Here is a 12,255-nt window from a genome sequence, read left to right on the forward strand (position 1 = left end):
AGCGTATTTCATCATGCGTCAGCAGTCATCAAGCGGCTGCAATAAAGACCGAATGTATGGCTGCAATCGACTACGTCAGGTTTAATTTGAAAATGCTCTTGCAAATGGGGGGCGTCCATGTATGCGCCCCGCGCACCGTCTCGATGAATCGGAGTGACAGGGTGGAAAATGGTGCGCGTGGCGCACCCTACGGGGCGACACGCACATCTTAAGTTGAGCCTACCCCTTACTCGGCAAGACTTCAATCGTGATTTCCTTGCTGGCGATGTAGTAAGGCACGTGCTGATGGTTGGCGAACATCAGGCGTAGCTTGTGTTTGCCGGGCGGCAGGTTAAGGACGGTTTCGGTTTCGCCTTTGCCAAAGTGTTTGTAATGCTGGTGCTGGTATTCTTCAGCGCGGTCAAAAGGAATGGCTTTTTTGATGTCTTGTGGCAGGTCAAGATCAATCAGGATGTGATGATGGCCGGTACCATCAATCTTGCCTGCTTCCACCGGTGCGACACCCATGCCAGAGACGGAAAACACGGCCCTGAATGGCGAATGTACTTTGTCACCATCACGCAGGTTGAGAAAATACAGTGTCTTGTCACCCACAGGAAAAGGCAGGGTGCGTTCTATCGCACTGCTGCTACAAATGGTGGAGTCTGGTGTATTGACGATAGCGACGGGCTTGGTGTTACTGGCTGAATAGGTCAGGCAAGGCAGAGTCAATAACAGTGCTGCCAGGTAGCTGATACGGGGTGCATGAGGTTTTTTGAATTGAAATTTCATGATGTTGTCTCTGCTATGGTAATAGTTCAAGTCAATGTACAGGTAAAACAGTCGTGGCAGTTCTTTTCTTTTCTTCAAGTTGCCTGATGCATGCACGGGTATTGCCTTTAATTACCCTATGAAATTACCGTATAAACACTACCCTATAGCGATCAGGCCCGCTATTAAATCATGGCCTGCCTCTGCGGCGAAATTGATTATGTCAATCCTGGCCATTGACATTGGCTATGATCGATATTGCGTGATCCCGGTGAAATGCTTGAGTGACGAAAGTACCTTCGACTAATTCGAGTACTCCAGATTATTGCATCCGCCCATCAATACGCTCTGCCACCGCCAGCTTTGGCGCGTTGACCGGCGAACTGCCCTTTTCCAAAACCGGTCAAATTCCAGTGACCGGACACGCCACCTGTCTTGAGATTGATTTTTCCATCAAAACTGGCTGAACCTGCTAGCCCCTTCCCTGTCATTTGTACGACACCGTTGGTCGATACTTTACCGGTTATCGTGAAACTGCTATGGGCGGTGCTGGAATCGGCTGAACCAAAGATGTTGCCGATGTGATCAACATGGATATAAAACGTACCTGTATCGGCACCGTTGTAACTACCGTAATAATTGCCAAGAATACCTGTATTACCAGATTCAGTGGCGTCACTTTGTGACAGCTCCCTGGCTAGTGATGCGACCTGTGAGCGAAGTTGGGCAAGATTGATTGTGGTTTTGTTGGGCGCATCCGCTTCGACGCCTGCGCTTATATCGGTAATTGATTTTGCTATTGCAACAGGCGCGGGCAATTTCTCGATGGATGCTGGACTCGCAATCGCCTTGGGTGATCGCACAGATTTTTTTTGGGAAGCAAGTGCAAGCTTTTGATGCACTGGTCTTTCATACTCAGTTTTTTGTATCAATGGATTTGCAGGCGTCGTCGCAGGTACCAAAAAGGCTACTGCCGTTCCTGGTATATCTTTGTCTGTTTGAAGGACATTGCTACGCGATAAAACCAGGAACAACAGGATATGCAGCACCAGAATGGCAATCAGAGGCCCTATCCGGACAGGGCTACTTTTATGCAATGCTTGCTGTACTGATACCATGCATGTATCCACTAAACAAAAATGCGGGCGCATGCACCCGCAGCCATTCACTTAGAACCAGTTTACGATCTTACTGCGCCAGCGGAAAATCGCTATTGATGATCTTGTTGCCGATATCGCTGACGCTGGTATCGGAATTCGACAGTATCACGACACCCTTGCCAGCTTTTTTATCGAAGGCAATATAGCTGCTGTAGCCACCTGTCCTGCCTTCCAGGCCCAGGATGGAACTGTCGAATTTATTATTATAGCCACCCCATACAAGCAAAAGGCGGTTGCCTGACTCGAACGGCAACTGCAGTTTATGCATGGTGCCATTTAGGGCTGTCTTGGTCTGGTCCATGTTGGCAGCAAGGAATTTGAGCATGTCATTGGCAGATGAGTGCAAGCCGCCTGCACCTTCGAATGAAGTAAAGTTCCAAGCTGGTACGGTGGTAAATTGCGCTTTGCCGCTATAAGCCGTTGCCATGCGTTTTTGCATGTCTGCGTTGAGATTGACGCCAGTGGCTGTCATGCCCAGAGGTGTGGTGACGCGATTCTTGATCAGAGTGTCATAGTCTGTACCGGCACGCTGGCTGAGTGCCAGACCCAGCAAGCCATTACCAAAACTTGAATAGACGAAACGGCTACCAACATCGTATTTCATGTCGTAGCTGGACAAAAATTCATACGCCTTGCTTGCAGTAAAACCTGCATAGGGATTATCGCTACCACTCTGGGTGGAATTGCCGGGCACGGCAGGCAATCCCGAGCGGTGGGAAGACAAGTCAGCAATTGTGATTTTCTTCTCGTCGTAGTAGGGTACCCTGACACTAGCTGGCAGATAGCTTGCGAGTGGATCTTTTAATCTGATTTCACCTTTTTCCGCCATATTCATCATGGCCACGCCAGTAAATGCGCTGGTGATGGAGCCAATTTCAAACAGGGTATCAGCATCAACCGGGCGGCGCTCTGCCAGGTTGGCATAGCCATAGCTGATTACTCTGCTGCCTTTTTCATCGACAATGCCGACCACCATGCCTACGCCTTTCTTGTCGGTATCAATGCGCTGTTTGAGGATGTTCATGATATCTGCGTCTGACATGGATGTCGCTGCATGTGCCTGAATTGCCCCCAATGCCAGCGTTGCCATCAGTAATTTTACGGGGAGAAGGCGGTAAGTATTTTTCATGTTCAATGTGCTTTCTGATTCAGGATTGAGAAACCCGGACCTGCTCCTGGAGAGGTCACTGGAAAACTGTGCAAAGGCAAACTAGTGGACTGTGACAGTCCACGATTCCCTTCGCCGGTGCAGCCTCTTGCATGCACATGGCGCAATATAGGCAATACCTGTCTTGCAAGTGGCCAGATTGAGACGGAAGCGCAATTTAAGGGATTGAAACTGAAATTTTGAGGAACCAAATGCATCAGGGCTTAGGCAAAACCACCCCTTTGTATTGCAGCTCCTGGCGATATTAAAAGGTGTTGACGACCTTAACGTGCTGCTGTCAATGGCAGCAGCAGTCCGCTTTGCTGCAATACTTCACGCGTCATGGTGACGAGCGTGCCATCAGCCAGGCCGGGCTCCTGGCGTAAGTACGAAACGTAGTACATCAAGGGATTGAGTGGTGGCTTTACTGTCAGCACACGGATAATCCCGCTCTTGATTTCTGCATCGACCACGGCGCGTGGCAAGACAGCGATGGCATGGCCTGCGGCGACCAGCTTGATCATCATGGCCATGGAATTACAGATACTGAGATTTTCTGGCTCATGACCTGCCAGCCTGAACCATTCCATCACGACATTGCAGATCGTCGTTGTTGAAGGCATGGCGACAACCGGCAACGCGGCCATGCCTGAGGGATGAAGTGCTTGCTCGTTCAGCACGGTTTGGGTGGATGCCACCCATGCCAGGTCCACATGCCCTATCGCAACATCAACGACATGCGGTGCAGAGACGGGGTCACTGAGGATGGCGATGTCGAGTTCGCGCGCATTCAATTTGCGGCTGAGGCTGGCACCCACATCAATGGTCAGCTCTATGCGCACATCAGGGTATTGCGCTTTTAGCCGCCCCAGCAATTCAATCAGGCCGGACATGGCAGTAGATTCGTTTGCGCCTAGACGCAGCAGGCCGCGCATGGGGTTGCGCCGTTTGCTGATTTGTTCCAGGTCGTCAGACAGACGCAGCATTTTTTCTGCCTGCACCAGCACATCGCGCCCGACCGGGGTGATGACGGCACGGTGACCGCCACGCTCAAACAGCTTGAGGCCAAGGATGTCTTCCAGTTCCTGGATTCTGGCGCTGATAGTCGGCTGTGTCAGGTGCAGGTGTCTGGCGGCAGCATGAAAACCACCCAGCCGGGCTATCCAGTAAAAGGTTTCAAGTTGCTGCAATGATGGTCGCATGATAGATAAATCTTATCAACTATTGAGAATAGTTTCAATTATCTTCTATCAAGACTGCATTTTATACTGGCTGCACTTGCGGTCATCATTCCCTGCTGGCCCCTACTACCATTCTTATCATTCCTACCATTCATATTCTTTGGAGCAGTACATGCCCTCATCTTCTCTTGATTCTCAATCACCTACCCAATTGCGCCAGGCCATACGCCGTGGCGAATGGAACAAGGAAACATCGGGTATGGCACCGGGCTTTGTGCAAGTCAATCTGGTGATTTTGCCTGCGTCAGACGCAAGCGACTTTCATCGCTTTTGCCAAAACAATCCCAAGCCCTGCCCTTTGATTGCCATTTCTGAAGCAGGAGACCCACATGTCACTGCCCTGGGCGTTGATCTTGATATCCGCACCGATGTACCGCGTTACCGTGTCTTCCATCATGGCGAACTGGTTGCGGAACCGAATGACGTCATGGATATCTGGCGTGACGACCTTGTGACGTTTGCCATCGGCTGCTCATTCACGTTTGAACATTCATTAATAGAAAATGGTATCGCCATTCGCCACATAGAACAAAGCCGCAATGTACCCATGTACCGCACAACGATACCAACCACCCCGGCAGGCAATTTCCACGGGCCACTGGTCGTAAGCATGCGCCCGATGAAGGCTGCGGATGCGATACGGGCAATACAGATCACGTCGCGCTTCCCGGGTGTACACGGTTCGCCTGTGCATATCGGAGACCCGGCATTGATAGGTATCAAGGATCTGACGCAACCGGATTATGGTGACGCGGTGGACGTGCAGCCTGATGAATTGCCGGTGTTCTGGGCTTGTGGCGTGACGCCACAGGCTGCACTGGCAAAAGCCAGGCCTGCTCTTTGTATTACCCATGCCCCCGGTCATATGTTGCTGACCGATTTGCGCAACTCTGACTACTCCATTTTTTAACCAGCCCGGAGCAAATCGCATGGGCATACTGTATGGCCTGGTGGTGGCCATTATCTGGGGCGCGCAGCCGGTGGTGGCCACGTTTGGTTATCGTGCATCGCTGACGATACTGGACTTGACCTTATTGCGTTTTACCGTCAGTGGCCTGATCATGTTACCGCTGTTTTTACGGCGTGGTGTCTGGAATGCGGGTGGCATAGGCTGGCCCCGGGCGCTAGTGCTGCTATTGCTGGCCGGGCCCTTGTACAACATGGTACTGGTTGGTGGCTTGCACTGGGCACCGGCATCCCATAGTTCGCTCATCTATCCGGCGTTCACGCCTTTGTTCACTTCGATACTGGCCAGGCTGATGCTGGGCAGGCAGGATCGCATCCCGCTATTCGGACTTGGCCTGCTGGTGCTGGGTGTGCTGGTGGTTAAAATCGGCAGTGTGTTGCAGGCACCAGCCCAGGTGTATACAGATGCCTGGCGTGGTGATTTGCTGTTCATGCTGGCAGCACTGATGTGGTCGTTTTACACGGTCCTGATGCGACGCTGGAATACCGACCCACTGTCGGTAGTCAGTGTGATACAGGTCGGTGCCCTGCTTTACGTGCCCTTGTACTTTCTATTTGAAGGAGGCACGCTGTTTGACAAAGACCTGGGTGCCATCGCGGTGCAGGCAGGATATCAGGGCTTGCTGGTTAGTGTGGTATCCGTATTGCTGTTCAATCTTGCGGTAAAGCAGATGGGGGCCAAGGCATCCATGTTCACGGCACTCATGCCATTGGTTGGCGTGTCGCTGGCGATTGTGGTGCTGGGGGAAGCCATGAGCCTGTCCCTGCTGGCTGGTGCCCTGCTGATATCAGGCGGACTGTTTTTATCGTTGAGAACTACAGCCAGTACGCGGTAGAGTATTAACGAGAAGACACTTCATTTGCTGGATTATTCATAAGAGCTAGTACAATGTGCCTGCGCCATTGATACAATGGCATGACTGACTCGCTGACACCATAAACCCGAATGCAAACATCTTCTCGCTCTGCTTTTAGCCTGGCCCGCAAGCTTGGCATAATGACTGCCGTAATGGCCATGCTGGCCCCTCTGGCACAGGCAGAAATTTATAAATGGAAAGATGCCAGCGGACACACTCACTATTCTGAAAACAAGCAGGATGCTGGCAATGCCAAAACCGAAGAAGTAAAAGTCAGCACCCAGGCAGGCACAGGATCAGCACAAAGCTGGCAAGAGCAGGAACAGGCATTCAGGCAACGCCAGGCCGAACGCAAGCACGACAACACCAGACCCAGCATCAATCCTGGCTCCAAGGCCAACACCGGCAATCAGGTAGAAACGGATGCCACCCGTTGTGCTGAGGCGCGACGTCTGCTGCCGGCCATCAAGGAAGGCCGCGCCTATCACCGGACCATTTCATCCGGTACCAAAGCGGACGACAATGACCGCATGATAGCGGAACGGGACATCAGCCTGTTTTGTCACTAAAATTCAATGACAGAGTTGGCAAGTCCGTCATACACCTATTACGCCAGATACTTCATTGCATATGCTGGCTCGCCCGGATGGCCGCAAATAATCGCGGTCTGACATGGCGTGCTTGCTGCGTCAGCTGTCGTGTTTCATGTTATTGCGCAGAGACTGTACAAGCTGCATCTCCCCAGCCCGCCCTCTCAACATGCCCCTTCAGATACGCTTCCAGACAACATGTCTGCATAAGGTGTAGGATGCAGCCTGATTTATTACATTAGCGAGAATTTCTTTTGCCTAGCGATACCGACAACCAGCAAGCGCATGATGCCATGCCCGATGAACAGCAAATCATTCGTGAAGCCCGCCTGTGGCGTGACAAAGGCTGGACCGCCCGCGTCATTAAAAATGACGACGATGAGGGCTGGGCCGTCGCCATGATCAAGGATGGTGAACCAGAACCAGCCCTGGTCGGCCCCTGGACCATGGGCCGGGACAAGAAAAATCCGAAGCCGCTGGATGCCAATGCCTTTGGCACCCTGGTAAAAACCGCATCTGAAGTCATACGCCGGCATGAACAGCAATTGCATGCGCAACTGCACAAGAGCTTGATGGTGGCGACAGTCGAAGCTGATTTTAAAATCATGCTTGATATCGTACCGGATGAAGATGATCCCTACGCCTGGCTCAGTGCCCAGGATGCCAATAATGTGGAACTGGCCAAAGTCAGGGTCGCACCGAACTACAAATTGAACCAGCAAAATGCCAGGGCCTGGATAGCAGATGAGTTTCGCAAGCCGGAATAAATTATAGTTTTAAAACGGGACTCAGGGCTGGTAAGAATTGGAGATAAAAAGAATGGCATCGCAGGCAAGTTTTGTAGAGTTCATACTTGATCAACTAAGCACTTGTGAAGGCATTCTTACCAAGAAAATGTTTGGTGAATATGCCGTATATTCCGGCGAGAAAATGTTTGCCCTGATTTGTGATGACCAGTTATTTATCAAACCAACGGTCGAGGGTCGTAACCTGCTCGAAGCATCCAGTGCCTTGAGCGAAGCACCGCCTTATCCCCAGGCCAAACTCTGGTTTTTGATAGACAGCGATATTCTTGATGACAGAGACCGTTTGACAGCACTGGCCACAATAACGATCTCTGCGTTGCCTGTGCCTGTCAAGAAACCCAAAAAGACAAAAAGCAAAACCTGATTACAGGTTTTGCTTTTTCATTGGCAATGACAACCTGTCTGTGCGATTAGAAATTGTATTGCGCGCCTATATTGAAATTGGTTGCAGCCCTGCCTTTACCAGAGAAGGTACCGGGATTCAATTTTTCAGCCTCTGCCCGTAAGGTCCAGTCCGGGCTTAACTTATACGTCAGCCCCACACCAAACAAGGCCTTGTTTGAACGGAACGAAGAATCACCGATTGCAATGCCGGGAACGGAAAACGACTGCTCCTCTTTGACATTGGCTATGCCCAGTTTGGCAAAGCCACCAAAGGTCTCATTAAATTCCAGTTTGTAGATGGCGGCCAGGCTAACGCCGCTTTGTTTGACTTTGGAGTTAAACATCGCTCCAGGTGCAGCGACATTCCCATAAGGACTAATCGAAGCGGGATAAGAATAATTTGCAGAACCCAAAGAAAAATAGGCCAGTTCCACTGCAAAATTCTTGTCAATATTATAGCCACCAAAGACCTTGAAATTATTCGACTTGGTGTCACATGTAGTGGCGGAGCTGCAGCTCAATGACTGATCGCTACGACCAATCGTCGCACCGGTATAAGCCTGGGCAGAAGCAAAAGTATGTGCGGTCAGCGTAGCAATGACCACTACGGCAAGGGATAATTTTTTCATCAGCATGATAAGCCTTTGTAGATAAATGATTTTGCGTAAGCTCTGTCAAATCAAGCACGCCCCAGTTCAGCAACGGGTCTTGCAAAAATTCTGTCGCAGTAGGCAGTCGAGCAACGAATGACAGTAAAGGCAAGCGTATAGAAAGAAATAACAATACTGAAATTAATTTTGACAAGTACTGTATTTCGATCTCGTAGGTATCGTCCTGTCAGACATTGCAGACAGCCTCACGACATCAAGCACCGGAGAAAGAATGGCATTTGACCCACTGAAATTAAAAAACGCTTCCGAGCATTTTGAAAACAGTCTTAACCGCGTCATAGATGAACGGGTAGCGCCGCTGGTTGATCGTTCCATCGGCCAGGTCAGCAAGGAATTGTCAGATGTCATCCGTCAGGCGGGTGAACAGGTGGACAGGAATATCGCCCTGCTGTCAGACGAAATACATAACCAGCGCAGCATGACCAAGGAAGACATCAAGTCGCTCATTGATTATTCCACCGCACAGATAGGTGCCGCAATAGATCAGCGCATCATCGCCATCAAGCATGAAACTTCGACCCTCATCAACGAAAAAGTCGACATGCTCAAATGTGAACTGGAAGATGCCGCCATCACCAGCCGCAAGACCATGTATGCGAATGTCGCCATCTCCATTGGTGCGGCACTCATCATGGCGATGATTGGCCTCATTTATAAAAAGGTATCACTGGGCGAAGTCAATCTGCTCAATGTATTCCGGGTTTCGCTGTTGTCCTGTGCCACCTTTACCTTTGTGTTGTCCGGCCTGAAAGTGATACAGCGCTGGCGCGGCATGAAACGGGCAAAAAAAGGCGTGGCAACCGTTGCCCTGGGCTATTTTGGGGTCTTGCGCCCCAATGGTGCCGGCGGTTTGTTTGTGCTGAGCCTGGCTTTGCTGGCAGGCTGGACCTGGCTCTATCTTGGACATTTTTAACTTTGTCTGGCATTTATTCTTTCGATGCGGCAACAGCCCACATCAATTAAGCGTACAATCAAGGACTTCCACGATGCACCCTCGTCTTGCCTGAATTCACAAAGATATTCAATTTTGTGAACTTTGGCGTGTAGCCGATGTCATCCTCACTGGCAGACCCCGGTTATTCGCTGTTTTCAGGTGATGACAGCGCCCTGGTCGCTCATGATCACTATGCAAAACAAGAAATTCAATCCCGCTTTTAATTCCTATCTGATTTATGTTGGTGTGGCGATTGCCTCTGGCGGCGTTGCCTTGTATACACCTATCATTGTCTCTGAAACTGGCAAGGCGTTTTCCGGCTTCTGGGCTGCATCGATTTTATTCGGGCTGAACCTCGGACGTGTGCTGGGTTCTTATGCGGGTAGCCGTTTTCCCCGTCTGGCAGCGCATCCGCTGGCGGTATCAGGCAATATTCTGCTGGAAGGCATTGCCCTGTACTGCATGGCGTATTTGCAACAGGCCTGGGCACTGGCACTGTTTGCCTTGCTGGCGGGTCTGGGCAGCGGCCTGTCCTTTCCCGGTTTAAAAAATTATCTGCTGAAGCTGAAAGAACTCGATCAGGCCACCCTGTTCAGCAAGCTGGCATTTGCCATACGCATGGGCCTGGTGGGCGGCTATCTGACGGCCAGTTGGGTGCCGCATGAGCAATTGAAACTGGTGTTCCTGATCGTGCTGATCACTTTCATTGTCTACGGCCTGTTCATGCTGGTAGCCATGCGCGCCATCAGCGACCATGAGGCACACAGCGTTGCACTGGAACAACAAAACAGCATTGAGGTAAGCTCAAGCTCGTCGGCAAATACAGACAACGCGGACAGCGCAAACGTTGCCCCTTCGCAGCTACCGCTGATGTTTCATTTGTCAAATGCCGTGTTCTGGTGTTTTGCGGTACAGCCCATGATAGGCTTCAGCCTGCACATCCCCAAGTTCACACCCGAGATCCCGGTATCCACGCCCTTCTGGCTGGCGGCACTGGTGATCATTTTCTTCCAGATCCCCATCTCCAGTCGTGCAGTGCGTACGCGTGACCATTTCCGTTTTTTAAAGATAGGGTATACCTGCCTGTTTTTGAGTTTTGCACTGATGGTCGTATTTACCCACAGTGCAGCGGCAGTCGTCGCATCAGCGATTTTGTTGTCCTTCGGCCAGGTATTTTATGGGCCTTCGCTGGACGTGCTGATCGCCCGTTTCGCCAACAAATCGGCAACTGATACCGGCCGGCTGATGTCGCAGCAAATGTTCTATCAAAGCATGGGCACCATGGTCGGCAGCATGGCAGGCGGCATACTGTTTGATCTGGCCCAGACCCTGCACCTGCCTGGATTGAACTGGGCCCTGCTGGCAGCAGCCAGCATGGGCATGATGATACTCAGCAAGAATAAAATCCCTTCGCTCTATCACAGCGCGGGGCAGCAACCTCAAAACGCGAATTAAAGCGGCCGGGCAGGCTTCTTCCGAGTCTGCCCTCTCCCCTCTGCCATCTCCCTCACTCTTCCGCTTCCGCTCCGGCAAAAATACTGCACAGCCACCTGCCTGGGTTGTAGCAGTCATTTCCTGTCACGTCACTGCCGCATTCCTTTGTTGTATGCGGTGTGTGTCAAAAATGGTCAGTTATTTTGCTAACGCCAATCATGGAATTGCGTAAAATCCCGCTTCACAAGTTAATTTTTTTACTATACTATTGAATAATTAAATTATATTTTAAGCAATCAAATTCAGATCGTTGCATACTGGAAAACCTGTGTCGCCTGAATCAGCTTGCTTAAGGCTTTTGTATTTACTCTTCAGGACAAATCCGGATTTTCTCACGCAGTAAAACCTCAAAAGGATGTCATCAATGAATGCCAATTCACCCTTGCGCGCCGCAGCTCCCAGCCATCAGGCCACGTCACCGCTGGGATTTTTGTCTGAACTGGAAGGAAGCTGGTCTGGTCGCGGCTTTAACCTGATTGCCGTACCCGACAAGCAAAATGGGCAGGATTTTCGCCTGATCCTGAATACGACGACGGAAAGAATACAGTTCAATGCCATCGGTGGTGCGGTACCCAATCGTGGCTCGGCCCAGAATGACATCAACATCTTTGGTCTGACTTACCTGCAACAGGTCAATGATGCGCAAACGATGGAAGGCATCCATATCGAACCCGGCATCTGGCTGAACGTACCGGCAACCACAGCGCCACCGGGCAAACCCAGCATAGTCCGGCAATCGACCATACCGCATGGTGACTCTCTGCTGGCGCAGGGCACAGGCTTTGGTGCCAAAGGCGGCCCGCAAATTGCACCGGTCAGCGCCAAGCCCACCGGACCGGGCCTGGCGCACAAGATGCTGGGCTATCTTGATCCGTACACGTTGACGAAACTGCCACCCGGCATGAAAAAGGAATACATCGTCAACATGAACCAGGCACTGGTGGATGCCATACAGGGCCAGAACATCATCAGCAATACAGTGCTGTCAGTCGCCTCGATACCGGTAGGCGGAATTGTGAATATCCCCTTCGTGACCATCAATGCGAATGCCACCAAGATGGAGGCGATTTTCTGGATAGAAACGGTACAACGCCTGGATGGCAGCCATTTCCTGCAACTGCAATACACGCAAACGGTGATACTGAATTTCCTGGATATAGACTGGCCGCATATCTCCGTCGGCACATTGATCAGGACATGATGCCTTGATGCAGAAAAGCGGTGCTGGCAGCCCACATTGAACACAGAGAGGACA

13 protein-coding genes are annotated in these 12,255 nt (G+C 51.0%); 8 read left to right on the forward strand and 5 right to left on the reverse strand.

The genetic code is table 11. From position 1 onward, the window contains the following. Positions 1 to 219 precede the first annotated feature (219 nt). The 4 genes from ACO0LK_RS19760 to ACO0LK_RS19775 all read right to left on the reverse strand — a co-directional run bounded on the left by ACO0LK_RS19760 (position 220) and on the right by ACO0LK_RS19775 (position 4,259). Entirely contained in the window at positions 220 to 771 is a 552-nt protein-coding gene (locus ACO0LK_RS19760) for a DUF4399 domain-containing protein (protein ID WP_422978052.1), read from the reverse strand. A gap of 317 nt (positions 772 to 1,088) precedes the next feature. Further along, a complete protein-coding gene (locus ACO0LK_RS19765) occupies positions 1,089 to 1,868 on the reverse strand; it encodes a hypothetical protein (protein ID WP_422978054.1) in 780 nt (259 codons plus the stop codon). Positions 1,869 to 1,938: 70 nt separating this feature from the next. Continuing rightward, positions 1,939 to 3,039 carry a serine hydrolase domain-containing protein gene (locus ACO0LK_RS19770; RefSeq protein WP_422978056.1) on the reverse strand — a complete coding sequence of 367 codons (1,101 nt, stop codon included), beginning with the start codon at positions 3,037 to 3,039 and terminating at the stop codon, positions 1,939 to 1,941. Positions 3,040 to 3,341: 302 nt separating this feature from the next. Further along, positions 3,342 to 4,259, reverse strand: coding sequence for a LysR family transcriptional regulator (locus ACO0LK_RS19775; protein WP_422978058.1), 918 nt, complete (start codon positions 4,257 to 4,259; stop codon positions 3,342 to 3,344). Between the two features lie 151 nt (positions 4,260 to 4,410). On the opposite strand from ACO0LK_RS19775, the gene ACO0LK_RS19780 reads away from it, so the two are divergent. From ACO0LK_RS19780 to ACO0LK_RS19800, 5 genes are all read left to right on the forward strand, one after another. Continuing rightward, positions 4,411 to 5,208 carry a putative hydro-lyase gene (locus tag ACO0LK_RS19780; protein ID WP_422978060.1) on the forward strand — a complete coding sequence of 266 codons (798 nt, stop codon included), beginning with the start codon at positions 4,411 to 4,413 and terminating at the stop codon, positions 5,206 to 5,208. 19 nt (positions 5,209 to 5,227) lie between these two features. Further along, positions 5,228 to 6,100 (forward strand): DMT family transporter, encoded by an 873-nt coding sequence (locus tag ACO0LK_RS19785; protein WP_422978062.1) that lies wholly within the window; start codon positions 5,228 to 5,230, stop codon positions 6,098 to 6,100. A gap of 110 nt (positions 6,101 to 6,210) precedes the next feature. Beyond that, the gene (locus ACO0LK_RS19790) at positions 6,211 to 6,690 is read left to right on the forward strand and encodes a DUF4124 domain-containing protein (protein ID WP_422978064.1); all 480 of its coding nucleotides are present in this window, start codon (positions 6,211 to 6,213) and stop codon (positions 6,688 to 6,690) included. 314 nt (positions 6,691 to 7,004) lie between these two features. Next, on the forward strand, positions 7,005 to 7,478 hold the full coding sequence (locus tag ACO0LK_RS19795; protein ID WP_422978320.1) for a hypothetical protein: 474 nt from the start codon (positions 7,005 to 7,007) through the stop codon (positions 7,476 to 7,478). A 52-nt stretch (positions 7,479 to 7,530) separates the two neighbouring features. Next, the gene (locus ACO0LK_RS19800; RefSeq protein WP_422978066.1) at positions 7,531 to 7,881 is read left to right on the forward strand and encodes a TfoX/Sxy family protein; all 351 of its coding nucleotides are present in this window, start codon (positions 7,531 to 7,533) and stop codon (positions 7,879 to 7,881) included. A gap of 46 nt (positions 7,882 to 7,927) precedes the next feature. On the opposite strand, the gene ACO0LK_RS19805 is transcribed toward ACO0LK_RS19800, so the two are convergent. Beyond that, positions 7,928 to 8,530, reverse strand: a complete 603-nt coding sequence (locus ACO0LK_RS19805) for an outer membrane beta-barrel protein (RefSeq protein WP_422978068.1) — start codon at positions 8,528 to 8,530, stop codon at positions 7,928 to 7,930. 253 nt (positions 8,531 to 8,783) lie between these two features. On the opposite strand from ACO0LK_RS19805, the gene ACO0LK_RS19810 reads away from it, so the two are divergent. From ACO0LK_RS19810 to ACO0LK_RS19820, 3 genes are all read left to right on the forward strand, one after another. Further along, a complete protein-coding gene (locus tag ACO0LK_RS19810; protein WP_422978070.1) occupies positions 8,784 to 9,485 on the forward strand; it encodes a hypothetical protein in 702 nt (233 codons plus the stop codon). Positions 9,486 to 9,689: 204 nt separating this feature from the next. Beyond that, positions 9,690 to 10,961: an MFS transporter gene (locus tag ACO0LK_RS19815; protein WP_422978072.1), complete on the forward strand. Its 1,272-nt coding sequence runs from the start codon at positions 9,690 to 9,692 to the stop codon at positions 10,959 to 10,961. 403 nt (positions 10,962 to 11,364) lie between these two features. Beyond that, the gene (locus ACO0LK_RS19820; protein WP_422978074.1) at positions 11,365 to 12,201 is read left to right on the forward strand and encodes a heme-binding protein; all 837 of its coding nucleotides are present in this window, start codon (positions 11,365 to 11,367) and stop codon (positions 12,199 to 12,201) included. Positions 12,202 to 12,255: the final 54 nt, after the last annotated feature.

Source organism: Undibacterium sp. Ji49W (genome assembly GCF_049340205.1).
GTDB lineage: Bacteria > Pseudomonadota > Gammaproteobacteria > Burkholderiales > Burkholderiaceae_D > Undibacterium.

What these genes read in the sequence shown, in the direction of transcription:
- ACO0LK_RS19820 (WP_422978074.1), top strand. Translation starts at nt 11,365, where the DNA reads ATGAATGCCAATTCACCCTTGCGCGCCGCAGCTCCCAGCCATCAGGCC.
- ACO0LK_RS19785 (WP_422978062.1), top strand. Translation starts at nt 5,228, where the DNA reads ATGGGCATACTGTATGGCCTGGTGGTGGCCATTATCTGGGGCGCGCAG.
- ACO0LK_RS19805 (WP_422978068.1), bottom strand. Translation starts at nt 8,530, where the DNA reads ATGAAAAAATTATCCCTTGCCGTAGTGGTCATTGCTACGCTGACCGCA.
- ACO0LK_RS19780 (WP_422978060.1), top strand. Translation starts at nt 4,411, where the DNA reads ATGCCCTCATCTTCTCTTGATTCTCAATCACCTACCCAATTGCGCCAG.
- ACO0LK_RS19765 (WP_422978054.1), bottom strand. Translation starts at nt 1,868, where the DNA reads ATGGTATCAGTACAGCAAGCATTGCATAAAAGTAGCCCTGTCCGGATA.
- ACO0LK_RS19810 (WP_422978070.1), top strand. Translation starts at nt 8,784, where the DNA reads ATGGCATTTGACCCACTGAAATTAAAAAACGCTTCCGAGCATTTTGAA.
- ACO0LK_RS19760 (WP_422978052.1), bottom strand. Translation starts at nt 771, where the DNA reads ATGAAATTTCAATTCAAAAAACCTCATGCACCCCGTATCAGCTACCTG.
- ACO0LK_RS19795 (WP_422978320.1), top strand. Translation starts at nt 7,005, where the DNA reads ATGCCCGATGAACAGCAAATCATTCGTGAAGCCCGCCTGTGGCGTGAC.
- ACO0LK_RS19775 (WP_422978058.1), bottom strand. Translation starts at nt 4,259, where the DNA reads ATGCGACCATCATTGCAGCAACTTGAAACCTTTTACTGGATAGCCCGG.
- ACO0LK_RS19770 (WP_422978056.1), bottom strand. Translation starts at nt 3,039, where the DNA reads ATGAAAAATACTTACCGCCTTCTCCCCGTAAAATTACTGATGGCAACG.
- ACO0LK_RS19800 (WP_422978066.1), top strand. Translation starts at nt 7,531, where the DNA reads ATGGCATCGCAGGCAAGTTTTGTAGAGTTCATACTTGATCAACTAAGC.
- ACO0LK_RS19790 (WP_422978064.1), top strand. Translation starts at nt 6,211, where the DNA reads ATGCAAACATCTTCTCGCTCTGCTTTTAGCCTGGCCCGCAAGCTTGGC.
- ACO0LK_RS19815 (WP_422978072.1), top strand. Translation starts at nt 9,690, where the DNA reads ATGATCACTATGCAAAACAAGAAATTCAATCCCGCTTTTAATTCCTAT.